At 58.4% G+C, this 23,847-nt stretch carries 23 protein-coding genes; 15 read left to right on the top strand and 8 right to left on the bottom strand.

Translation table 11 applies throughout. From position 1 onward, the window contains the following. Positions 1-223: 223 nt before the first annotated feature. Positions 224-1,402 (top strand): FAD-dependent oxidoreductase, encoded by a 1,179-nt coding sequence (locus V7773_RS00730; protein ID WP_336071691.1) that lies wholly within the window; start codon positions 224-226, stop codon positions 1,400-1,402. A gap of 3 nt (positions 1,403-1,405) precedes the next feature. On the opposite strand, the gene V7773_RS00725 is transcribed toward V7773_RS00730, so the two are convergent. From V7773_RS00725 to V7773_RS00710, 4 genes are all read right to left on the bottom strand, one after another. After that, on the bottom strand, positions 1,406-2,326 hold the full coding sequence (locus V7773_RS00725; protein WP_336071689.1) for a LysR family transcriptional regulator: 921 nt from the start codon (positions 2,324-2,326) through the stop codon (positions 1,406-1,408). A 58-nt stretch (positions 2,327-2,384) separates the two neighbouring features. Beyond that, on the bottom strand, positions 2,385-2,918 hold the full coding sequence (locus V7773_RS00720; RefSeq protein ID WP_072345300.1) for a hypothetical protein: 534 nt from the start codon (positions 2,916-2,918) through the stop codon (positions 2,385-2,387). A gap of 39 nt (positions 2,919-2,957) precedes the next feature. Then, on the bottom strand, positions 2,958-3,749 hold the full coding sequence (locus tag V7773_RS00715; RefSeq protein WP_063321235.1) for a putative hydro-lyase: 792 nt from the start codon (positions 3,747-3,749) through the stop codon (positions 2,958-2,960). Between the two features lie 92 nt (positions 3,750-3,841). Further along, positions 3,842-4,789 carry a LysR family transcriptional regulator gene (locus V7773_RS00710; RefSeq protein WP_336071686.1) on the bottom strand — a complete coding sequence of 316 codons (948 nt, stop codon included), beginning with the start codon at positions 4,787-4,789 and terminating at the stop codon, positions 3,842-3,844. 262 nt (positions 4,790-5,051) lie between these two features. Here V7773_RS00710 and V7773_RS00705 point away from each other — a divergent pair, with 262 nt between their 5' ends. The 3 genes from V7773_RS00705 to V7773_RS00695 all read left to right on the top strand — a co-directional run bounded on the left by V7773_RS00705 (position 5,052) and on the right by V7773_RS00695 (position 8,432). After that, entirely contained in the window at positions 5,052-6,335 is a 1,284-nt protein-coding gene (locus V7773_RS00705; RefSeq protein WP_336071684.1) for an MFS transporter, read from the top strand. Between the two features lie 119 nt (positions 6,336-6,454). Further along, on the top strand, positions 6,455-7,693 hold the full coding sequence (locus V7773_RS00700; protein ID WP_336071682.1) for an OprD family porin: 1,239 nt from the start codon (positions 6,455-6,457) through the stop codon (positions 7,691-7,693). Positions 7,694-7,859: 166 nt separating this feature from the next. After that, entirely contained in the window at positions 7,860-8,432 is a 573-nt protein-coding gene (locus tag V7773_RS00695) for a phosphoglycerate mutase family protein (RefSeq protein WP_092346425.1), read from the top strand. Here the strand turns inward: V7773_RS00695 and V7773_RS00690 are convergent. Together V7773_RS00690 and V7773_RS00685 are read right to left on the bottom strand one after the other, a co-directional pair. Then, positions 8,421-9,101: a class I SAM-dependent methyltransferase gene (locus tag V7773_RS00690; RefSeq protein WP_336071679.1), complete on the bottom strand. Its 681-nt coding sequence runs from the start codon at positions 9,099-9,101 to the stop codon at positions 8,421-8,423. The two genes, V7773_RS00695 and V7773_RS00690, sit on opposite strands and share 12 nt — an antisense overlap. Positions 9,102-9,164: 63 nt before the next feature. Continuing rightward, positions 9,165-9,794 carry a LysE family translocator gene (locus tag V7773_RS00685; protein WP_336071676.1) on the bottom strand — a complete coding sequence of 210 codons (630 nt, stop codon included), beginning with the start codon at positions 9,792-9,794 and terminating at the stop codon, positions 9,165-9,167. Positions 9,795-9,949: 155 nt separating this feature from the next. Here V7773_RS00685 and V7773_RS00680 point away from each other — a divergent pair, with 155 nt between their 5' ends. The 9 genes from V7773_RS00680 (at position 9,950) to V7773_RS00640 (ending at position 19,378) form a co-directional block, all read left to right on the top strand. Beyond that, positions 9,950-11,326: an XAC2610-related protein gene (locus tag V7773_RS00680; RefSeq protein ID WP_336071674.1), complete on the top strand. Its 1,377-nt coding sequence runs from the start codon at positions 9,950-9,952 to the stop codon at positions 11,324-11,326. A 199-nt stretch (positions 11,327-11,525) separates the two neighbouring features. Next, a complete protein-coding gene (locus V7773_RS00675) occupies positions 11,526-12,380 on the top strand; it encodes a MurR/RpiR family transcriptional regulator (RefSeq protein ID WP_092143349.1) in 855 nt (284 codons plus the stop codon). 38 nt (positions 12,381-12,418) lie between these two features. After that, on the top strand, positions 12,419-12,958 hold the full coding sequence (gene ddpX, locus V7773_RS00670; protein ID WP_092412971.1) for a D-alanyl-D-alanine dipeptidase: 540 nt from the start codon (positions 12,419-12,421) through the stop codon (positions 12,956-12,958). A 162-nt stretch (positions 12,959-13,120) separates the two neighbouring features. Further along, the gene (locus V7773_RS00665) at positions 13,121-14,701 is read left to right on the top strand and encodes an ABC transporter substrate-binding protein (RefSeq protein ID WP_336071670.1); all 1,581 of its coding nucleotides are present in this window, start codon (positions 13,121-13,123) and stop codon (positions 14,699-14,701) included. Positions 14,702-14,777: 76 nt separating this feature from the next. Further along, positions 14,778-15,794: an ABC transporter permease gene (locus V7773_RS00660; RefSeq protein ID WP_003201952.1), complete on the top strand. Its 1,017-nt coding sequence runs from the start codon at positions 14,778-14,780 to the stop codon at positions 15,792-15,794. A 1-nt stretch (position 15,795) separates the two neighbouring features. Continuing rightward, positions 15,796-16,677, top strand: a complete 882-nt coding sequence (ddpC, locus tag V7773_RS00655) for a D,D-dipeptide ABC transporter permease (RefSeq protein ID WP_092143359.1) — start codon at positions 15,796-15,798, stop codon at positions 16,675-16,677. Positions 16,678-16,679: 2 nt separating this feature from the next. Further along, positions 16,680-17,669, top strand: a complete 990-nt coding sequence (locus tag V7773_RS00650) for an ABC transporter ATP-binding protein (RefSeq protein ID WP_092224484.1) — start codon at positions 16,680-16,682, stop codon at positions 17,667-17,669. Then, positions 17,669-18,637 (top strand): ABC transporter ATP-binding protein, encoded by a 969-nt coding sequence (locus V7773_RS00645; protein WP_092224486.1) that lies wholly within the window; start codon positions 17,669-17,671, stop codon positions 18,635-18,637. The genes V7773_RS00650 and V7773_RS00645 overlap by 1 nt, the downstream gene beginning before the upstream one ends. Positions 18,638-18,844: 207 nt before the next feature. Continuing rightward, on the top strand, positions 18,845-19,378 hold the full coding sequence (locus tag V7773_RS00640; protein ID WP_139232353.1) for a carboxypeptidase-like regulatory domain-containing protein: 534 nt from the start codon (positions 18,845-18,847) through the stop codon (positions 19,376-19,378). Here V7773_RS00640 and V7773_RS00635 read toward each other — a convergent pair. Continuing rightward, positions 19,373-21,286 carry a protein Hnh gene (locus tag V7773_RS00635; RefSeq protein WP_336071662.1) on the bottom strand — a complete coding sequence of 638 codons (1,914 nt, stop codon included), beginning with the start codon at positions 21,284-21,286 and terminating at the stop codon, positions 19,373-19,375. The genes V7773_RS00640 and V7773_RS00635 overlap by 6 nt on opposite strands. Continuing rightward, positions 21,283-21,963 carry a peptidoglycan-binding domain-containing protein gene (locus V7773_RS00630; RefSeq protein WP_336071660.1) on the bottom strand — a complete coding sequence of 227 codons (681 nt, stop codon included), beginning with the start codon at positions 21,961-21,963 and terminating at the stop codon, positions 21,283-21,285. The genes V7773_RS00635 and V7773_RS00630 overlap by 4 nt, the downstream gene beginning before the upstream one ends. Positions 21,964-22,369: 406 nt before the next feature. Between V7773_RS00630 and V7773_RS00625 the strand changes: the two genes are divergently transcribed. Both V7773_RS00625 and V7773_RS00620 read left to right on the top strand, forming a co-directional pair. After that, complete coding sequence (locus tag V7773_RS00625; protein ID WP_336071658.1) at positions 22,370-23,101, top strand: hypothetical protein; 732 nt, start codon at positions 22,370-22,372, stop codon at positions 23,099-23,101. Between the two features lie 253 nt (positions 23,102-23,354). After that, entirely contained in the window at positions 23,355-23,762 is a 408-nt protein-coding gene (locus V7773_RS00620) for an ACT domain-containing protein (RefSeq protein ID WP_092143415.1), read from the top strand. Positions 23,763-23,847 lie beyond the last annotated feature (85 nt).

Here is a 23,847-nt window from a genome sequence, read left to right as displayed (position 1 = left end):
GTGGCCTGGATCAATTGACGGCTGGTCTTAGTCGCTGACGATGAAACGCTTGGCCCTTTAAAGAAACGTCTCACGCACCTCTCGGAATTTGCTCATTTCCTCTTGGGTATCTCGTTCAACACAATCGTGGCAATCGCACGCTCTCTGCTAAATCAGCGCTTCGATCCAGGAAGAGCGCGCTGGCGGGTGACTCTCAAATGCTTCCCCAAGGTGATCATGACGCATGAAAAGACGCGATTTCTTTCAAGGCATGGGTGCCACGCTGGCTTTAGCATCAGCGGCCCCTCAGGCTATAGGCGTAACGGTTCCACAGGGCGAACCGACACATCGCGGTGTCGCCGGTCGAGGAAGCGTTTCACTTGCTCCCATCGACGCCCGAGTGGACCGCATTACCGAGATCTATACGTGCCTCAGGCCGTTCCGATTGACCGGGCCACGGATTGAAACACAGCAGTTGGGCAATAAACTGATAGTGCACAACTATGGTCACGGTGGCAGCGGCTGGTCTTTGTCCTGGGGATCGAGCAGGATTGCACTCCAGCTTCTGCAAAAAAAAGCCAGGAACACCAGGCGCCTGGGCGTAATCGGCTGCGGTCCAATAGGCCTTACCTCTGCCATTCTCGCTCAGCGTGCCGGTTTGCCGGTTACCCTCTATGCAAAAGAGATTCCGCCTCAGGTAGCGTCCATGGGCGCGACGGGGCATTGGTCACCGGACTCCCAGTTCTGCGCTGCACCCTTTGCTTCCAGATGGTGCAGTCGCTGGATTGAAATGGCGGACTTCTCCTACAAGATGTATCAAGACCTGCTGGGGCTGCCCGGCGATCCAGTGCAATGGTATTACGGTTACAAGTTAAGCAACTCGTCATTCGACTTGGCGGCGCCCCGCGGAGAACCGGAATTCGCAAAATTCAACAATCCCAACCGCCGTTATCAGCCGATACAGGTGGACCTTGCGCCCGATGAGCATCCGTTTTCATACCCTTATGTTCGCCGGTGGCAAAACCTGTTGTTCAACATCAATAGCTATGCCCGCCTCTTGTTGTCGGACTTCCTGGCAGCGGGAGGGAAGATTCATATCCGCCATTTTGAAAGCGCGGAGGAGCTGTTGAGCCTGCCCGAGAAAACAATCATCAACGCTACGGGCTACGGCGCAAAGGCACTGTTCAACGATCCGGACATTGTCGCGATTCGTGGGCAAACGGCCCGGCTCGTTCAGCAACCGGAAATCAAGTATGCAATCAGGGCTCAGGACTTTCTCTTCATTCCTCGACGAGACGGCCTGGTCGTGCAGTACATCGATCGGGCAGGAAGCTATGACAATGAGGATGACAGCCCTGACTTTCAGGAAGCGTCTGATGCCGTAGAACAGCTGGCTGCCGTCATGGCGGGATTGCGCTACTGAAACTCAAATCGCATCCAGTCGGTAGGCAGCAGGCAATTGCGCGACGAATTCGCCGACCACTTCCCGGGTCAGGCTGACGATGTCTTCTACCCGTTCCATTCCCGCGCCGGTCCGCCAACTGGCGACGATGTCCATGACCGATGGCAGCGGCACACCGTCCACCAAGGTCAATGTGCCTTGGGCCAGTTCGCCGACGACCAGCGCCGCGGGCATGGCGCCAATGCCAAAGCCGTCGCGAACCAGGCGGGTAATGGCCGAGGCCGAGTTCACGCAGTTGATGCGGGGCGAGACGATGTTGGCCGAATGCAGCAGGTTGAGAATGTCCTGGTGGGGGCGAGAGTTGCGTGAGAAGGTCACTATGCGTTCCTGGGACAAGTCCTCCAGCGACGCATAGGGCCGGTCATAGGCGGAGCCGGTGCGCACCACCCAGTGCATCGGGTAACGGGTCAGCAGCGCGTTGCGTACACTGTCCAGGCGCAGGATGTCGGTCTGGAAAATGATGTCCTGGTAGCCTTTTTCCAGTTGCGAGCACAGGTTGCTCGCGGTGTCGGCCGACAGTTCGATTTCCAGGGCCGGGTAACATTCCATCAGGCGCGTCACCAAGGGGCTGAGCCAGGTGTGGATCACCGTATCCATCGCACCGATGCGGATTCGGCCACGCACCTGGCGTGGATCCTTGATCACGGCTTTCATGCTTTGCATGGTGTCCATGATGCGCTCGGCGTATTCCAGCACGCGCTGGCCTTCGGAGGTCAGCGATACACCTTTGGAATCGCGCACGAACAGGCGCACGCCCATTTCGTCCTCCAGGGCGGCGATCCGACTGGAAATGGACGCCTGGGTGGTGAACAGCTTTTCCGCGGTGAGGCGAAAGCTCTTCAGGCGGGCGACCCAGACGAAGGTTTCGAGAAACTTGATGTTCACTTGGGGCGATTCCTTGAAACAGTCATGCAAGACTCCTGAAAGCGCACGGGCGGCCTGATCAAAGATCTTCCAGGTAGCGGATAACATCCTGGAGCGCGCCTGAATCCGGGACGTTATCGAGAACCGCTTCAGGCTGGCACCATGGGTACTCCAGCCGCGATGCCCAAGCCATGATCATCGGCAGATCGGTTGCCGGCAGCGTCTTCATGTGTTCGATGGTGATGGTCAGTCGCTCGGCCAGGCTCGACGCCGGATCGAACTGCCAGTCATACAGGCCACAACCGACGCGTGCCTCGCCACTGTTCTTGTCGGACATCGCCACCAGCCACTTGCACTGGAACGCCTCGGCGTTTGCCGGCGGCGGGGCGGCCAGGCAGAACGTGTAGACGTTTTCGAAGGTCTGGCCAAAGCGACTAACCAACACGTCGCCAATGGCGGTACGGCCTTCGACGTGGTCGGGAAACGTGATGGAACCGGTGCGCACGTTCATGTGCAGCGTAGCAGTCGGCGTAAAAGCCTGATCCAGCAGGTGCGGGCGATTGCCGTCCTTGGCGCTGATGTATTGTTGAATCGATTGCTGAGCGGTGTTCATCGTGTGTCCCTTCAAGTTGAAAACGGCCTCGTCTGAGGTTTACAAATCACTGTTCCATAAGTCCGTCACCAGCATGCAGCCAGGGGCGTGGGTGATGCACAACGGTGGACGTGAGGCCTGGACCACTGATTGAGGCGTTACGCCGCAGGCCCAGAATACCGGGATCTCGTCCGCTTCCACCGGCACGGCATCGCCGTAATCCGGCGAGTCCAGGGATTGAATGCCGATCAGTGACGGATCGCCGATGTGTACCGGGGCGCCGTGAACGTTGGGCATGCGCCCGGTAATCTGGATCGCCTGGATCGCCGCGGCGGCTTTCATCGGCCGCATGGTCACCACCATTTTGCCAGACAGGCGGGCGGTGGGGCGTGTGTCGATGTTGGTCTGGAACATCGCGACATTGCGCCCCAACTCAATGTGCCGCAAACGGATGCCGGCCTCCAGCAGGGGTTGTTCGAACGAGAACGAGCAACCGAGGGCGAAGGCCACCAGGTCGTCCTGCCACAGGTGTTCGATGTCCAGCGGCGCTTCGCTCAACTCGCCGTGGCGGTAGACCCGGTATTGAGGTACCTCGTGGCGGATATCGATGGCGGCGCCCAGGTTACGGAAGAACGGATCGCCTGGCTCGGTCACGTCAAGCACCGGGCAAGCCTGGCGATTGAGGGTGCAGTAGCGCAGGAATTCATTGGCCCAGTCGCCGGGCAGGATCACGATATTGGCTTGCACGCGGCCCTGGCCCAGGCCGCTGGTATGGCCCTGGTACTGACCGGCGGCGATGTTTTGGCGCAGGGCCAGGGGTGTGCATTGCTGCAGTTGTTCGAAGGACATCATTACGGGGCTCTCCAAGCGTTCGTTCGCTACTTTGAGAACAGCGTGGGGATGACGTCCAACAAGGAATATTGCTACCCCGTGACAACTAAAAGTTATTCAAGAGGTGGTTGGCCGTTCAGCCCGGGAGCGGCCACCATGCGTTGCGGCCCGACATCAACGGCGTATTGGCTGACCACCTGGCGACTCATCTGGACGATGTTCTCGACCAGTTCCAGGCCGACACCCGCCCGCCACGAGGCGACGACGTCGAGTTGGGGCAGGGCGGTGCCGGGTTCGAGCTGGATCAATTCGCCGCTGGCCAGGGGCTTGGCCACCAGCGCGGCGGGCAGGGCGCCGATGCCGAATCCGTCGCGAATCAATCGGGTCATGGCCGACACCGAGTTGACGCAACTGACCCGTGGCGCATTCACGCCATGGGCGTACAACAGGTTGAGTACATCCTGATGCGGCCGCGAATGCTTGACGAAGGTGATGATGCGCTCGCCGGCCATTTCCACCAGTGACGCGTAGGGGCGGGCATAGATCGACTGGCTGGCGGCGATCCAGTGCATGGGGTAGTGACCCAATTCCAGGTTGCGCACGCTTTCGTGGCGGACCAGATCGGTCTGGAACACGATGTCCAGGTAGCCTTTTTGCAATTGGTCACAGAGATTGCGCGCGGCATCGGCGGTGATTTCGATTTCCACGGCGGGGAAGGCTTGCATCAGCATCGACATCAACGGGCTGAGCCAGGTGTGGATCACCGTATCCATCACGCCGATGCGCACCAGGCCTTGCTGCGCACTGGTGGTGTCCAGTGACTGCTTCAACGCCCGCTGCACTTCGAGCATCTGCTCGGCGTAGTCGAGCACCTTGAGGCCTTCGGGGGTCAGCGAAACCCCGCGCGAATCCCGTACGAACAGGCGCAGGCCCAACTCCTCTTCCAGCGAAGCGATTCGGCTGGAGATCGCCGCCTGGGTGCTGAACATCTTCTCGGCGGTGAGGCTGAAACTCTGTAGCCGGGCGACCCAGACAAAAGTTTCGAGGAATTTGAGGTTCATGAGGGCTCTCTGGGGGCGGGTGGTTCTTATGTTGCAATTGTTTTGCAATTGTCACTCCAGATCGGGCCGTTGGGGCATCAAATTTTCTTATGTCCCATCTGGTGTTTTTCCCGTTTGACGCTGTGCCGATCCGCCACCAAGAATCCGCTCCACGACGCAGCCACTGCGTCCGCGTCCCCAACGACAACGCCTTCACAAAAAAATAACGAGGCGTGTCCGTCATCTTCGCTTGCTGCCGCAGGAACCTTCCATGGAAAAGACCATGACTGACTGCGTAACCACCGGGACAGGGCGCACGGGCCCGTTCAGTTGGTACGGTCCCCTGTCGAAAAATGAAAAACGTACATTCTGGAGCTGCAAGATCGGCTATGCCCTGGACGGCATGGATACACAGATGCTGAGTTTCGTCATCCCGACCCTGATCGCGACCTGGGGGATTTCCAAAGGTGACGCCGGCTTGATCGGCACCTGCACGCTGCTGGCCTCGGCGGCCGGCGGTTGGATCGCCGGGATCCTGTCCGACCGAATCGGCCGGGTACGAACCCTGCAATTGACGGTCCTGTGGTTCGCATTCTTCACCTTCTTGTGTGGGCTGGCGCAGAATTACGAGCAATTACTGGTGGTCCGGACCTTGATGGGTTTTGGCTTCGGCGGTGAATGGACCGCAGGGGCGGTATTGATCGGCGAGGTGATCCGCTCCAAGGACCGTGGCAAAGCGGTGGGCATGGTGCAGGCCGGATGGGCGCTGGGCTGGGGGCTGACGGCGCTGTTGTATGCCGGGCTGTTCAGTTTCCTGCCGCCGGAAGACGCCTGGCGGGCGTTGTTCCTGATTGGCCTGATGCCGGCGCTGTTTGTGCTGGTGATCCGTCGACTGGTCAAGGAGTCGGAGACTTTCGAACATGCGGTGCGGCAGCGCCAGGCCAAGCCGGAACTGGGCTCTCGCTGGGCCTTCTTCGAGATCTTCGCCCCACGGATGCTCAGCACGACGTTGCGCGCCTCGCTGTTGACCACCGGTGCGCTGGGCGGCTACTACGCCATCACCACGTGGTTGCCGACGTACCTGAAAACCGAGCGCGGCCTGAGTGTGCTCGGTACGGGCGGCTACCTGGCGATGGTCATCGTCGGTTCCTACATCGGCTACGTGACCAGTGCGCTGCTGACCGATGCCATCGGCCGCAAGAAGAATTTCATCCTGTTCGCCGTCGGGTCCATGGCCATCGTCCTGGCCTACACCCAATTGCCAATCGATAACACCTGGATGCTCTGGTTGGGCTTTCCACTGGGTTTCTTCGCCTCGGGCATCTTCGCCGGCATGGGCGCATTCCTGACCGAGCTGTTTCCCACCCGCATGCGCGGGTCGGGGCAGGGCTTTTGCTACAACGCCGGGCGTTCCATCGCGGCGCTATTCCCATTGTTCATCGGCGCGTTGAGCAACACCTTGCCCATCGGCACCGGGATCGGCGTGTTTGCGGCCGGCGCCTATGGTGTGGTGATCCTGGCGGCGTTGAGCCTGCCGGAAACCCGCGGCAGGCAGCTCGAGTCCTGACCACCCGTGACGTCCGCGCACAGCGCGGACGCCGCTACAACCCTTAAAACAACAACCATCGGACGCGATTGCAACGCCCCCGAGAGGGTTCGCTCGCGTCCATAAAAAAGGAGCATGCCATGGGGCATTTCACATCCACCTGGTTTTATACCCCCGCCGGTACGTTGCTGGGCCTGAGCCTGATCGGCGTGCCGAACGCCCAGGCCGACTTCATCGCCGACAGCAAAGGCAGCCTGGAGGCCCGCAACTTCTACTTCAACCGCGACTTCCGCCAGGAAGGGGCACGGGACAAGGCCGAAGAATGGGCGCAGGGCTTTCTGCTGCGGATGGAGTCAGGATACACCGCCGGGACCGTGGGTTTCGGCCTCGATGCCTTGGGCATGGCCGGTTTCAAACTGGACTCCGGGGGCGGTACGGCGGGCACCAACCTGCTGCCAGCAGATCGGTCTGGCGGCTCGCAAGACCGCTATGGCGAACTGGGCCTGACCGCCAAAGTCCGTGTGTCCAACAGCACCTTGAAGCTGGGAACGTTGCAGATCAAGGACCCTGCGGTAAGTTCCAACGACACGCGCCTGTTGCCGGGAACCTTCAAGGGCGGCTTGTTGAGCGTGCAGGAAATCGATCGTTTGAAGCTGACCGCCGGGCAACTCACGCAGATCAATTTTGTCGACTCCACCGATTACCAGGACATGACCGCCAACCGCATCGGCGGCAGCAGCGACAAGTTCCAGTTCACCGGAGCCGACTATCAGTTCCTGCCGAACCTCACGGCGCAATACCGCTATAGCCTGTTGGAAGACATCTACCAGCAGAACTACCTCGGCTTCGTCCACACCGTGGACCTGGGCGCAGGCCAGTCGTTCAAGAGCGACGTGCGCTATTCGCGCAGCACCGAAGACGGCAGTTTTCGCGAACTCGACAACCAGGCTTTCGGCGCCATGTTCACCTACAGCCTGGCGGGCCATGCGTTGGGCCTGGGCTACCAGCGCATGAGCGGCGACGATCCGTTCCCGTACATCGGACGCAGCGATCCCTACCTGGTCAACTTTGTGCAGATCGGCGACTTCGCCAACATCGACGAGCGTTCCTGGCAAGCGCGCTATGACTATAACTTTGCGGCTATTGGCGTACCCGGGTTGACCTTCATGACTCGCTACATCACCGGCGACAACGTCCAGCGCAGCGCACCGGGCGAAGGCAAGGAATGGGAGCGCAACACGGATATTGCCTATGTGGTACAGGATGGCACCTTGAAGGGCCTCGGCTTGAAATGGCGCAACGCAACGGTGCGCTCGAATTTTGGCAACGACCTGGATGAGAACCGGTTGATCGTCAGCTACACGATGGCGCTTTGGTAAAGATATCGCTGGTAAAACCGATCCTGTGGCGCAAGAACTGGCTCCCTCGCCACAGGGTCATCACTCCTTGGATAAAAGGAGCATTGCACTCGATCAATGGCGTCGTTGCCTGTATACAGGTGCGCTTCGAAAGGGATTTTCAAGGCAAAACAAGGGAGCTGTCGCTGTGATTTACCTGATACGCCATGCCACGCCGCTGATCGATTACAAGCCCTGCAATGCGCATTCAGCCAAGTTGCTGCTGGATGAATACAATCAGACCTCGTCCATCGATGAGGGTGAAATTGCCGCATTCCTGAGCCAACCGGATTTGTCCCAAGCGCTTTTGGCGACCGAAGCCAACATCATTTCCTCGCCCGTCAACAGAGCCTACGCGACGGCATGCCGGCTATTCGAAGCCACACGTATCCAACAGGATGCTCGACTACGTGAATACGACCTGCGGTTAAGCAGCATTCCTGTCTTGAAAATGGGCGTGAGGCATTGGTTCGCCTTGCACAGGATCCTGTGGTTGCTGGGGATTTCACTGGGGGCCGCCAGCTGGAAAGCCGAACACCAGCGGGCGCTCGGTGTCGCCGATGAGCTTTACAACAGTTGCGGCGAACCGGGGAAGACCACGATCGTGGTGTCTCACGGCATGTTTCTCAGAACCGTCAGGAAAACCCTGCAAAAGCGCGGATTGCAGGCGCGCAGGGTGTATCGCTCGGGGTGTTTTACCGTCGAGTCGCTAACGCCATGACGGGGATTGCTCGGCCACCAGCAGTAACGACTGCGGCACCGGGCTTTGTGGGTGCTGAGGTTCCTGCAGGAGCACCAATCGGAAACCGGCCATGTCCAGGGCATTGAGCCAACTGGACAAGGTGCGGAAGTACCACGGCATACGTTGCCATTGGCCTTTGAACCCATCGAAGGTTTCTTCTCGCCAACCGTCCTGATAATCGCCCGCCGCCACGGTCCATGGATGCAGCGTCTGAACCACCAGCGCTCCGCCTGGGCTGAGCAGGGCATTCATCGCAGCGAGCAATGGGATGATGTCCTGGTGCAGCAGGGCGAAGTTGGTGCAGATCAGGTCGTAGCCGCTGCCAACGTCCACCTTCGTCTCCACCAGCGCGTCATAGCTTGCCAGATGCACCGGCGAGGAACCCGCCGCCCGGGCCGCTTCGACCAGCGTCGCGTCGCCATCCACACCGACCGCTTCGATGCCCCTGTCAGCCAGCGCCCGCAACAGCCAGCCTTCGCCGCAGCCCAGATCGAGCACACGCTCGGGCTGGCGGCTCTGCACCACCAGTAGCATGGCCTGGTCCGTGACCGTCAGCCGGCTTTCGATGGCCCCCGTGCGGATGGCTTCGATCCAGGATTGGGCATTGTGGTGCCAGCTTTGAAGGAGGGCGGTTTCCGAAGACGACATTGATCCAGCTCCGCAATGGATTGGGTAAGCATAGGCCAATCGCTGGCGCAGGGAAGCCAGTGGTCAAAGCGGGCGGTCAAGAAACAACAGGCGTGCGGCCAGCGCTGCCATGACCCCGGCAAAACCATACGTGCCCAGGCGCCTTGAAATCCCGCCGCTTGCCAGCTTCGCCCTGAGCTGAGAGGCGCAAACACCCAACAGCGTATGAAAGACGAGTGCAATCAGCGCCAGCAACGCGCCCAGGAAGATCAACTGCACACTGACGCCTCCAGCCTTGACGTTGACGAACTGGGGCAGGAACACCATGAAGAACAGCAGCGCCTTGGGATTCAAGAGGCTGTTGAGGGCGCCCCGGCAGAAGATTTTCCACAGCGAAGCCACCTGGAGCTGGCTATCCTGAGTCGCTGCTGGCGTTCTCAGTGCTTGCCAGGCAAGCCAAAGCAGATAACCAGCCCCGGCCAGGCGCAGGATGTCGAACGCCGGCGCCCAGCTCATCACCAGCGCACCAATGCCCGCGCTGACCATCATCGTCATCAGCACGTCCGAAAAGGAAATGCCAAGGGCGGCGGCAATACCGGCACGCCAGCCGTGGGCCAGCGCATGACTGGTGACAAAGGCCATGTTGGGTCCTGGGACGATCAGCAGAAGCACAACAGCAACCACGAACAGGTAGAGATTGGCGGTATCCGGCATGGGGATCACTCCGTGGGGTGAGCCACGACAGTAAGCGAATGACGAGGAGGGCGTCAGTTACAGTCCGGGCCAATCTGATAGCAACAGTCGTTTCTCGCGATGCATCAAGGCAATCGCTAAACTGCTGGCCCGAATTTCAGCAAGGAAGTGGGTGGATGCGTTCGCTCGTCAGCAGTGTGCTTCTTTCCATGACGCTGGTATCCCCGGTCATGGCCGAGCCAAGGGCGTTTTCGGTGAATGATCGTAGCGGCCAATACCTGGTCGACGTGTTGTTCCCGGAGCCGCCGGAAGACCCGCATCAACTGGCCCGCGCCTTTATCACCATTCGCGACAACACCACCCACCAAGCCCTGCAGCAATTGCAGACGCCCGCCGGCAATGTGCCCGTGGACCGCAACGGCAAGGTCGATAACTGGTTACTCGGCCCCCAGAGCCTGTTGTACTTCGATGACTTCAACTTCGATGGCCGCCTGGACTTGGCGATTCGTAACGGTAACGATCCCGACGCGAGTTACAAACCGGCGTTCGACGTCTACCTGCAAGACCCGCAGAAAACCCAATGGGTCCTCAATCCTGCGCTGACGGGCCTGGCAAAGGAGGACAGCAAAGGCATGTTCTCCGTCAGCCCGCTGGACGGCGTCCTGCTTTCGCAAACCGACCGCGACTGCTGCTGGACTCGCGCCACCCACTGGAAAATGCGCGGCGACGAGTTGGTCCTGCTTCACTCAGACACCGAGGAGCAAATCCAGCCGACCGAGGAGGGCGAAAATACCAGCATGCCCAGCGGCTACACGCGACGCACCACCGGTGAATTGAAAGATGGCCAGTGGCTCGAACAATCGAGCCTGGAAGGTCCGGAAAAGGAGGATCCAGTGATTCTTGCCGGAACCCTCGACGCCAGGACCCCGGTAGAGCTCTGGTACCAGGTACAGGGAACCGTGATCATTGGCGAGGTGCGCTACACCCAGGCTGGCACAGGCGAAGCGATCAAGCTGCTGGGAACCCGGGAAGACGCCGACGACGATCTCATCAGCCTCCACGAATACGCCGATGACGGTCGTCAAACCGGTACCTGGCGGATCTCCCGGGAAACAGTCGAACCCTACAATCACACCGGCACCTGGGTCAGCGGCATTCAGGGCGACGACAGCAAGTTGGCGATCCTGCTGCACGATGAAGAACGGGAATTGGATGGCGACAAAATCGACGACGTCGACGCTGACCAGCGCAGCGGCCATTACCAGATGCGCCAGGACGCCCTGGGGCGCGACGCCGACCTGGACTTGAAGATCCTGCCGGACCGCGACGCCAACGGAAAAGAAATCGCGGAATTGAGCGTGACCTTGAAGGGCGGCGTGACCGAGCATCACATCGTACCGATGGAAAGCGAAAACCTGATCATCGTGCGCGAGCCGCAAGTCTCCGAGAAAAACGCTCCGTATCACATTCAATTGGTGAAAGGCTTCGCGGTCATTGGGAACAACGCTGGGCCGGATTCGCAGGAGGGGCTGGGGGTGTATTTGAAGCAGTGAACGCAGCCTCCGTTAGGACGCACCGAAACCGCACTTGCCTCCACCTGTACCCAGCTTATTCATCGAGACCCAACACAATCACCGCAGGACGCCTGCTGAAAATAGTCATTGTATTGCTTCGAAATCGAATGTTATTGTTTTAACACGATAGAAATTAATGTCATCGCGGTAACATTTTGCGTTCGGGAGCTCTGAAACCATGGAAAAGAACAGCTTCCTGCAGTTGCTGGAGCGAGAGTTCTCCAACCTGACCCCGACTGGCAAGCGGATCGCCAGTTATCTGTTGGGTAACCCAGAACAGCTTCCGTTCGAGTCGGCCGATAGCATCGCGCAGCAGACCTCCACCACTGGGATTTCCGTAGGGCGTTTTTTTCGATCCCTTGGTTACCAGAACATCGATGAAATCAAACAGAGCCTGCGCGTTGAAACACCCACGTCGTGGCTTATCACTGATCGCATCGGCGCCTTTCGTGCCGAAAGCAATCAGCAAGATGCTCTTGATCGTTCCCTGAGTCGTGAGATCGAGGCCATTCGGTATGTCTACGGTCTAGCGCGCAGCGACGCCTTCGCCGATATCGTGCAACGTATCTACGAAGCCGATGCAGTGTTCATTCTCGGCATTCAGTCCACTCGAGGGATTCTCACAGCGTTCCATAGCCATCTTGAGTACATCCGGCCCAAGGTCTACTACGTCGATGGTCTGTCCGGCATCTACGCAGAAACCCTGAACTCCGGCTTTGCCAATCCCTACGCAATCATTGCGGATTTCCGCGCTTATTCCAGCGTGACTCAGACTTTCTGCGACGCGGCCATAGATAACAACCTCCCATTGGCCCTGATCACCGACCTGCAATGCCCCTGGGCCAGGGACTACCCACTTGACCTCTTGCAACTGAAAACCGATGTCGGGCAGTTCTGGGATTCGCCTGCGCCATTGGCCTGCCTGTTAAATCTCATCGTGTCGGCCGTCGCTGAGAAATACGGGGATCGGCTCGATGAGCGCTTGGCCAAGAACCGTCAATTGCAAAAAGCTTTCGGTCAGTTCGAAGGCTGATCCTCATCGTCCCACCGAATCCCAACTGGAGTATTGGCGTGAACAACAGCCCCCTTGTAGAGATCGATGCCCAGCGCTACCAGCTGCAAATCGATTTGATCTACGCCGGTGCAGACAACCTGGCAGGAAGAGTGATTTATCCAGATGCGCGTTGCCTGTTACATCACCAGGCTGCCGACTGTTTGTCCAAGGCCAGTCAGCTCGCGCGTCAGGCCGGCCTTACCCTTCGCATCTATGACGCCTATCGGCCGCCTTACGCTCAGTACCTGTTGTGGGACGCACTGCCAAACAACGACTACGTGCGTGACCCACATTTGGGCTCCCATCACAGCCGTGGTGTGGCGGTGGATCTGACTCTGGTCGGTACTGATGGCGAGCCGCTGGATATGGGCACTGAATTCGACGCAATGGAGGAGAAATCCCACCAGTTCCATCCCGGCTTGCCAGTAGACGTGCAACGCAATCGACTGCTGCTGGTGGGGATCATGCTCGCCGCCGGCTTCCAGGCGATTGCTACCGAGTGGTGGCATTACGAACTTCCGAATGCCGACGATTACCCCTTGCTGGAAGACGTTTAAAACCACTGATTCACCAACAGATAGCACCGCGCAGCCCACGCTCGGTGCGGCTGATCACAATAACAAGACAGCGTTACTTACGTTTCACCTGCAACTGCCCGGTTATAGCTTTTATAAAAAACCTGACGTACTTCCCTCTATCGAATGATCAAGGAAACCGGCATGAACCCAATGAACACCGTGACCAGCAAAACCTTTCCCGGCGCCGGCAAGCTATTGCTGAGCGTTTTGTGCAGTGCATTGAGCCTTGGTGCCTGGCAGGCCGCGACAGCGGCTGTACCACAAGACACCCTGGTCATCGGCAAACCCGCTGATCCCCAGACCCTCGACCCGGCCGTGACCTTCGATAACAACGACTGGACCATTACCTACCCGTCGTACCAGCGCCTGGTTGGCTACAAGGTCGAAGGCGATAAAAGCAGCACCGAAGTTCAGGGTGACCTGGCCGAGAGTTGGACCGTTTCTCCGGACAATCTGGTCTGGGAATTCAAAATCAAACCTGGTAACAAATTTGACGACGGCGCCCCTGTAGATGCCGCCGCGGTGAAGTTTTCCTTTGATCGCTTGATGACGCTCAAGCAGGGACCTTCCGGTGCATTTCCGGAGGACATGGTGGTCGCGGTCGTCGACCCGCAGACTATCCGGTTCACCCTGAAGACGCCTTTCTCGCCGTTCCTGTTTACCCTGGCCCACAATGGCGCGTCGATCATCAACCCCGCTGTGGTCAATAAAAGCGCGGACCTCAATGCCTGGCTGTCGAGCCACACCGCAGGCTCCGGTCCCTTCCGCTTGAGCAACTGGCAAAAAGGCCAGTCGTTGACCATGGAGCCCAACACCTACTTCGCCGGCCCCAAACCTGCGCTGAAAACCGTGGTCATCAAAATCATCGGTGAGCCCTCCGTGCGTCGTCTGCAATTGGAGCGGGGTGACCTGGACATCATCGAAGACATGCCCGAAGACCAGCTCGGCGTTCTTGCCAGCAAGCCCGGCGTGGCGGTGAAGGAGTTCCCGTCGCTACGGGTCACCTATCTCTACCTGAACAACAAAAAAGGCCCACTGACCAGCGTCGATGCACGTCGCGCGATCACCGAAGCGGTGGACTACAACGGCATCGTCAAAGGCATTCTCAGGGACAAGGCCAAGCTCCTGAACGGGCCAATCCCGGACGGCATGTGGGCGTATGACAGCTCCTTGCCGCCGATGAAGCAGGACATGGCAGCCGCCAAGGAAAGCCTCGCGAAAACGTCGCAGAAAATCACCAACCTCAGCTATATGTATTCGGACAAGGATCCTAACTGGGAACCGATCGGCCTGACCCTGCAAGCTGCATTGGCGCCACTGGGCATCAACCTCAAGCTGGAAAAGCTAGCCAACGCCACGCTGCGTGAGCGCGTCGGCCAGGCGGACTACGACATCGCGGTCGGTGCCTGGAGCCCGGACTTTGCCGACCCGTACATGTTCATGAACTTCTGGTTCGACTCCAAGATGCAGGGTCTGCAGGGCAACCGCTCGTTCTATAGCAACCCGCAAGTCGACAAATTGATTCGAGAAGCCGCCGCTAATAGCGACACCACGAAGCGCGTCGAGCTGTACCAGAGCGCGCAGAAAATGGTGCTCAAGGACAGCGTCTACGCCTACCTCTACCAGAAGAGCTACACCTTGCCGATGCGTGATTCGGTCAAGGGTTACGTGTTCAACCCCATGCTCGAACAGGTATTCAACTTGGGCAGTATGAGCAAGTAAACCGACTCCCTCGCGCTGGCCATTCATGGCTGGCGCGGCTTCTGATTTTCGTCGCGGGTGTTACCGAGGAGCCAAAATGGCCTTCCTGACTTTGTTGCGCAAGCGCCTGCTCGGCCTGTTGCTGGTCGTGTTCGGCGTTTCGCTGATTACCTTTGCAATTTCGCATCTGATCCCGGGTGATCCTGCTCGATTGATCGCTGGCGACCGGGCCAGTGATGCATTGGTGGCCGGTATACGTCATCAACTGGGATTGGATCTGCCGCTGTATCAACAATACGGTCGTTACCTGATGGACCTGGTGCAGGGAGACCTGGGAACCTCGATACGCACCAGCCGTCCCGTTCTGGAAGACCTGCAGACGTTCTTCCCGGCGACACTGGAGCTGGCGCTGGTAGCGCTGGTGCTTGCGATCCTGGCCGGCGTGCCGCTTGGCGTGCTGTCAGCGGTTTATCACAATCGGGCGATTGACCAGATCGCCCGCACGCTTGCAGTCACCGGAATTTCAACGCCGGCCTTTTGGCTCGGCCTGGGCGCAATCGTTCTGTTCTACGGGCATCTGGGCTGGTTGCCGGGAGGAGGGCGGCTGTCCGAAGGGCTTGCTCCGCCGCCGACAATCAGTGGTTTTTATCTGCTCGACTCGCTGCTCGCCGGTGAGGGCGCGCTGTTTCTCGATGCCGTCGAGCATCTGATTCTGCCGGCGGCGACCCTGGGATTCGTGACCTTGGGCGTCGTCGCCCGGCAGATTCGTTCAGCCATGCTTGATCAACTCGGCGAAGACTATATCCGCACCGCCCGCGCCTACGGCTTGTCGCGATGGACTGTGATCCTGCGCCACGCACTGCCTAACGCGCTCATTCCTTCGGTGACAGTCCTGGGGCTGACCCTCGGAGATTTGCTGTATGGCGCGGTGCTGACCGAAACGGTCTTCGCCTGGCCCGGCATGGGCGCCTATGTCGTCAAGTCGATCCAGTCGCTGGACTTCCCGGCGGTGATGGGCTTCGCCATTCTGGTTTCGTTCATCTATGTGCTGCTGAACATGGCCATCGATATTGTGTACCGCGTGATCGACCCACGCATCGGCGAGGTAAGTTGAAATGTCCGCTACCCTGATGGCCACGCGCCGCCCGCGCTGGAACGAAAAAATCGCCTATCTGACCTACCGCGTCCGCCGCAGTCCGCTGACCATGGCGGGCCTGGCGATCACCTGTGTCGTCTTGCTGTGCATGATCTTCGCCCCTTGGCTCGCCAGTCACGACCCCAACGCGCTGAACTTGGCCGAACGCCTGACGCCGCCATCCAGCACCCATTGGTTCGGCACCGACGAAGTCGGTCGCGACCTGTTCAGCCGCGTGCTGTTCGGTAGCCAGCAGTCGGTGGGTGTCGGTCTGTTCGTGGCTTTTGCATCCTGTTTTATCGGCGGGTTGCTGGGGTGCTTTTCCGGGGTCATCGGTGGTCGTTTCGACGCATTGATCATGCGCCTGATGGACATCATGCTGTCGGTGCCCTCGCTGGTGCTGATCATGGCCTTGGCGGCTGCGTTGGGGGCGAGCCTGTTCAACGCGATGCTGGCGATTACGCTTGTACGAATTCCGTCCTATGTCCGGCTAGCCCGCGGCCAAGCCTTGAGCATCCGCGAGATGGGTTATGTCAAGGCCGCCCAAACCTTCGGGGCAGGGCGCTGGCACCTGGTGCACTGGCACGTGGCGCGCAACGCAATGCCGCCATTGCTGGTGCAACTGAGCCTGGATATCGGCAGCGCGATCCTCATGGCTTCGGCCCTGGGCTTTATCGGCCTGGGAGCGCAGCAACCTACGGCCGAGTGGGGCGCGATGGTCGCCACCGGGCGCAACTACATCCTCGATAACTGGTGGTATTCGACCTTTCCAGGCCTGGCGATTCTGATCACGGCCACCGGGTTCAACTTGCTGGGCGATGGCGTACGCGATCTGCTCGATCCACGGCAACAGGGGAAGTGACCATGCAGACGTCGAGTCCAGTATTGTCCATCGACAACCTGAGCCTGGAATTCCCGGCTTACAAAAACAACGTCAAAGCGCTGAACGGCGTGTCGCTGCATGTCAATCCCGGGGAAATCGTCGGCGTCGTCGGCGAGTCCGGATCGGGCAAGTCGGTCACGGCCATGCTCAGCATGCGGTTGTTGCCCGAGCGCAGCTATCGCATCACCGCCGGCAGCTTGAGCATGCTCGGTCGTGACATGCTGGCAGCGCCTGAAAAAGAGTTACTGACGATTCGTGGGCGCGATGCCGCGATGATTTTCCAGGAGCCGATGACCGCCTTGAACCCGACCCGGCGCATCGGTAGGCAAATGCTCGATGTGATCATTCATCACCAGAGGATCAGCGTCGCCCAAGCCCGTCTCAAGGCGATCGCACTGTTGCGCGACATGCACATCGCCAGTCCTGAACAGGTATTGGAGAGCTATCCTTTCGAGCTGTCTGGCGGCATGCGCCAGCGGGTGATGATCGCGCTGGCGTTCTCCTGCGAACCCCAATTGCTGATTGCCGACGAGCCGACAACGGCCCTCGACGTGACCGTGCAACGCCAGGTGCTGTTGCTGTTGCGAGAAAAAGCCAGGCAGCGGGGCACGGCCATCTTGCTCATCACCCATGACATGGCATTGGTTTCGCAGTTCTGCGACCGGGTCTACGTCATGTACACAGGAGCTGTGGTCGAGGAGGGCCGCACGGCCGATGTCATGGGAAATCCGCAACATCCCTATACGCAAGGTTTACTCAGTGGTCTGCCGGAAATGGTCGAGCCGGGCCAGCCGCTGCTGACCATTCCCGGTCAGGTGCCGAACCTGGCCTCTTTGCCCGTGGGCTGTACTTTTCAGGAGCGGTGTACATACGCCATGCCGGTTTGTAGCAAGCGCCCGAATCTCAACACTATCAACGGTAATGACCAACGTAAAAGCGCGTGCTGGTTACCGGTCAAGGAGCTTTCGTGATGAACAGTGCCGTCTTTCAACCCATCACCCAAATGGCTCCCACGATTCTTCAACTTGACGATGTTCACGTTCGTTTCCCCGTGAGCAATGACTGGTTGGGGCGACCGCGTGGATATGCCCACGCCTTGAACGGCATTGATCTTCAGGTGCGGGCAGGCGAGACCCTGGGGGTTGTCGGCGAGTCAGGTTGCGGCAAGAGCACCTTGGCCCAGCTGTTGATGGGCCTGCTGCCGCCCAGCAGCGGGGAGATGAATTGGGCCAATCGCAGCGGCGAAGGTCGCAGCAACGTTCAGATTGTTTTCCAGGATCCACAGTCGTCCCTTGATCCGCGCCTGCCTATCTGGAGAATCATCACCGAGCCGTTATACGCCCGAGGCCATGTCAGCCATGCGCAGATGCGCGATGTAGCCGCCAGGGTCGCGGCCCAAGTCGGCATCCGCCCGGAATATCTGGACCGCTTCGCGCATCAGTTTTCCGGTGGGCAGCGTCAACGCATCGCCATCGCCCGAGCCCTTTCGTCAGACCCGGATATCATTGTCCTGGACGAGCCTACATCGGCGCTGGATATCTCGGTTCAGGCGCAGATTCTCAATCTGCTGGCAGAGCTGCAAAGTGCCCGCAATCTGACTTACATCCTGATTTCTCACAACGTATCCGTGGTGCGTCATATGGCTAATCGGGTAGCGGTGATGTACTTGGGGCAAATCGTTGAACTGGGTAGCGTGGCTCAAGTGCTCGATCAGCCACGTCACCCCTATACCCGTTTGTTGCTCGAGGCGGTACCACGACTGGGCGTGCCACTGCACGACGAGCAAGTCGCGGCGCCGACCGAATTACCAGGGAACCGCCGACTACCGAGCGGCTGCTTCTTCCGCGAACGGTGCAGTCTATGCACCACTGGCTGCGAGAAGCCTCAGGCCTTGCTGGGCGATGAGCTGCAGCGTGTGCGATGTCATTTACAGGATTGAGTCACTGAGCACCGGACTTATCAATGGCCTGTAGCAGGGTCTCCATGATAATCATCTAGACTGCTCCTTCATCCTCCTGCCCGGGACTGGCAGCCTATGCGGATATGTTTTTTTGACGGGGCTGATCGCATCGAACTGGGCTCTCGATCCAGCTTTGCTGACGGTCCGTCCATGCAGCAAGGGGGGAGCGGGGCGACCAGGATCGAAATGCGTGAACCGTGGCAGGCCGACAGTTTTATTCACCGACATTTTGCCGGAGCCGATCAGATACACCGTTTGCGCGCGCTGTTATCCGCCCAGGAGTCTCTGGTCCATCTGCTGGATGATCGCGAAGTTCACCGCCAGGTAGCCAGCAAATTATGGCGCGGGGAGCTGTGTGCTTACGTTTTTCCATACCAACGGCCGATGCCGGTTCGCGTACCGGCCTCGGTCGCTGTAGAAGAGGTCGTTGCGCCGGTGTCCGCCGCAGCCCGCAGGCGTCTGCCAGTAAAAGCCTCTTCCGAATCTGCCAGTCGACCTGAGCCGGTGGTACTGACATTCGTGGAGATCGAGTTGTTGGATATGCAGGGGCAGCCCGTTGCCGGGGAATCCTATGTCATTGCATTACCAAACGGGACCCAGCACAGCGGTGTGCTTGACGCGTTCGGACGGGCGAGGGTGGATGGCCTTGATCCGGGCAACTGTCAGGTGACGTTTCCGGAATTGGATCAGCGTGCGGTGGAGCGCTGGAAGGGCTCATGAATTGGACTTGAGACGGATATGCTGCCACGCGGCGTCCAAATTCTGGGGCATGCCGGCGCGTTTGCGCAGCCCGGTGGCCTTGGGCGTGATCCAGGGTTTTGGTGGGGCTGGCAACGGAAATGGCATCACTGTTTCGGGAATATTGCCTATTTTCAGTTTAGCGACGGCCTCGGCAATTTCCTTCAGTGTGACGCGCATGCTGCTGGTGCTGTTGCTCACATCTTCGTTTGCGCAAGCCTGGCACCGACGGTCGAGCTCAGCGGTAAGTTGCTCACCAGCCTGACCGATCCTGACCACTTCGTCGCACCAGGGCGCTGTCTGATTCAAGCTTCGATTCAGGTTGAACGCTTGTGTCGCATGGTTGAGTCTGACGACGATCTGGTTGCAATGGACAGTGAGGTCTTCTGCGAGATCCGGCCCATATTCCGTCAGGTTCTGGTTCATCGTGTCCATCGCGCTGCTCCATGTATCCTTGTCGCACTCATAGGTTTCCAGGGCATTCCAGACATCAAGGACATCGCGCTCGTGGCTCAGAAAAGCAGTGACAAAAGCCGGGTCGTGACGGGGATAGCCTTTTTGGTCCTTGTAAAATTTGGCGTGCAGAGCCATGACCTTTGCCAGGCGGTCCCGGCAGACGTATTCGATGTGCGTTTGCTCAAATCCGGCATTCCATAACGGGGCATACGCACCAAGGGTGTCACGCGACGCTTTCAGCGCCTCCATGTCCGCTTGGTAAGTAGCCAGGATGACCGCATGCACGCCGAGCCGGGGAAGTTCGTGGACGCTGCGGGTGGCCGGGGCATTCCCGCTTTGTGCGGCCTGCAGCTGAGTGATGTGCTCGCGTGACTGCAGCACGTGTCTGGTCAGCTCCAGGCTCCAGCAGGCAAGGGCATCCATCGCCAACGCCGAAAACGGCGCCTGGGGCGTCGTGGAGTAATACAAGAACTCGATGGCCGAGCGGGTTTGATTCTCCGACACGGGGTAAGCGGTGTAGCGTTTCACTTTGTCGCGCAATGTTGGCACCGTCAGGGTCTTGAACCACTCGTCTCCACGCTGCCATTTCAGGAACTCGATCGTTAGGTCGAGGCTGTGGGTCATCTCCAGAAACACGCCTCGCAACATTGCCAGGTGCCGCATGCGGGCGAACACAAGCTCCTTGCGGTTCAGGCCGAGGACAAGAATGTTCTTGCCACCCCTGTCGCTCGTGGGCTGCATTTGTTGGTTAAGGTCGTCGAGAGGAGCGGGGACGGCTTCTCCCGTCTCTGAATCGAAGCTGATGTGTTCGCGCGGATTCTCGGTGACAGGATTGATCAACACCGGCCTTTCGGCATTGCTCGGGTTGTTCCATGCGTCGTGTCGCGGTGGACCCAAACGACCCCATTCGTTAATGGCTGCCCAGAACTCGTCCTCGGTGTCGAAGTCTTCCAGGCGCGGCGGTGGGGTCGTCAGGTTGTCCGGTATCACGTCGAAGTAGTTTTTCTTGTAGGTCTCATTGCACTCCTTGCATGACCACAAGTGGTTGCTCCAGTCATAAACGTATTGAAAATAGCCGAGGTTATCGAGTGCCTGGGCGCCCACAGGGACGAAACCGTCGTGGCGTTTTTTCGGTCGAAAGTGCTCGACATCCCCGCCTGCGGTGCTCATGAAGCGCGCCTCGCAAAAGGCACACTTGCCATATTGGTCCACCTTCAGCAGCGCCTTGGCGTGAGGCGGCTTGTACTGATCGTCGTCGATGACGATCTTCACCGCGCCTTTTGGAACACTTTTTGTTTTGGCGGTGTTGGTGCCTTTGGTGCAGAGGACCACCATGGCGCCAGCCTGGACAGCTTGCTGGATGCCTTTTTGCATCTCAGCATGCGAGCGCTGTAGCGCGGGAGGGGCCGTTGGCGTTTTGTGAACCTGGATCATAGGGAGGCCTCTCCATGGTAGCCGTGGAGCGTCGCGCGTACGGCATCGCTCAGCAACTCATCGTCGTCAGGCAACCCGGCCTGCATCTTGAAAGCACCGATGGCCACCCGGGTCGCGTCATTCAACTGACCATCGCATTCGCCGCGGAAGTAGCCGAGACCACGTAAGCGTTGTTGCACGCCCTTGAGGGTGCTGATCGGGTCGAGCGCGCGAAGCCTCAATGGGTAGTCGCGGGAGAAGCCGTCAAAGGTTACGCGTACGGTGATGTCATCGGCGGTTGGCTCGAGCGGCCAGACAATATCGCCGTTCGCTTCAGCCGTGCCACGCCCCAGCAGCGTGTCACCACGCAGTACTTCAAAGTGGCGCGCCAGGCCTTGTCCGGCGAGCGCATAAGGACGAAACCGAAGCAAGGCAGGCGTGTTCAGCACGCGGAAAGTGTGCCTTCGCCCGGTGGCGTTCTGTTCGAAGGTCGCTTTCGTGCGCGGGGGAACGAACAATAGATCCCCCGACGCGAGCGTCGTCCCGTCCGGGTGTTGCTGGCGCAGATTGGCATTGCGTGGGTGATCCCAGAGTGTCGAGCGCACATGTCCATAAGCGTAGGCCACGCTGTCGACGCTTTCGGCGGCTCCCAGTGCCAGGACGATGCCGTCACCGCCAGGGTCCGATCTGGCATTCATACTGTCTATCCTTGTATGTCGCACTGAGGTCGTGTGTAGGAAATCGCACCCATTCAGCAGGCGATTTAAACCTTAGTACGTTATTTGCCTTTTTGGGAACACGGAGAACTTGGCGACAGTGGGTTGAGGGATATCGATGACGTCACGGTACAGCATTGAATTGAGAGGATGAGATTGGCTTCAAATCCAGCCATCAATGGGGGCCGTGGGAATATCTGTGAGTACACATAATGTATATTATGTTAAACGGCGTATGGGTAAATGTTTACTCCTTCGCCTGAGCCATCTGCCTCCTATCTCCCCCTCAGCTCCAAAGACCAGAACGCTTAAGCATCAATAGCTACCAAATCCACAGGCTTGACTAGAATCTCTTCGACAAGGAGATCCTTCACGTGGAGCCAGCGCTATGTGTGATAACGGCAACGACGACAGCCCCCCTAATCACTCACGAATCGTGATATTTCCGTTTTCAGGACAGTCCAAGCAATGGGTCAATACGAGGGAAAACTGGCGAAAAGCCAGGCGCTCGAAGATTGAAGCCAACACAGAACGGACCGACCTGGCCGACTATGAGTTCTTCACGTTCGATGGACCTTCGAAAAAAAGGCTTAAAGAGCGTTTGAAGAGCTGCATAGGCCCTAACGAGGTCATCTACATTTTCGGACATTGCGCTCCAGGAAGCATTGACTTGTCCAAGGAAACCTCTGCTAGCAGCGAATCCATCACTGCCTTTGCCCTGGCTAAAACTTTAAAAAATGAAGTTTCGTTGAATAAAAGCTTTGCCGGGAAGATAAAAATTTATGGCTGTAACTCGGCATTGCCAAACGGCGCCAAAAAATCTTTCGCTCATTCATTTGCCTGCATCATGAAGCTCTACCTTTATCATAACTGCGAGATTCATGGGTACGCCGAAACGCTCGTGGATGGTTACGTAGGCGCGCATAAGATTGCCACTAGCGATGGCGCATTGATTAAAGCGCTAAACTCAATGATCCAGAAAGATGAAGCTTTCGGCTCCGGAATAGACGCCAAGTACAATGGCGACCATGATTTGCGCCCGAGTAAGTTTCGACAGAACATGGACGTCTCCGAAGAAATGGTGCGTGAGTTCTACAATGGACTTAAATCAAACAAATAGAACAGGAATCTCCTATTCAATACTTCGTTTGAGTGTTGGCGTCACCCTCCTCCCGCCTATGCTATTACCGTTATCCACCCCGCGACGGTGGTGGCCGCAGCCCCATTTAGGGGTACCAAGAGGAGTCACAAGACAAGATGCCAGACGCCCTCATGCAATATTAGATCTGCTAATCCTGCATCATGAAATTTAACTTTTCTTATCGCGAAAAAAGCCGAGACTGGGTCGTCAACAATCAATAGAGACTTATGAAATGTCGGGTGAAAAATCAATAGCAAAGCTACTCCATGGCATGAGCCCTTTACTGAATGAGGGTAACTATGTCTTCTGCACTGTCAAAAACAGCAACATCTTGGAGGGGCAGGAAGTGCTGGGGAGCTTTCGGGAGAAGGAAGGCCTGACGGTCATCCTCGAGCAATCCGCAGCCCTGGCGCTGGGTCTTGAATTCGAATATGTCGCCGCCTGGATTACCTTGACCGTCCATTCGGCGCTGGATGCCGTTGGCTTGACGGCTGCCTTTGCAACTGCACTGGGAAATGCTGGCATCAGCTGTAATGTCATCGCGGCTTACTACCACGACCACATTTTTGTGGGCAAAGATGATGCCCAGAAAGCAATCGAGGTGCTGCAGGCGCTCGCGCGATCTGGATCTGCTGACTAGGAAGCACCTTGAGGCATTTGAATCGGTTTGTGTCGCTTGATCCTTAACTGATTGGCATTAGCCGCGATTGCGGCTCCTTTTCTAT

The sequence above is a fragment of the Pseudomonas sp. 3JA genome, assembly GCF_036961705.1.
Lineage (GTDB): Bacteria > Pseudomonadota > Gammaproteobacteria > Pseudomonadales > Pseudomonadaceae > Aquipseudomonas > Aquipseudomonas fluorescens_Q.
The sequence above is the reverse complement of the archived record's forward strand: the minus strand, read 5'-3'. Positions and strand labels throughout refer to the sequence as shown.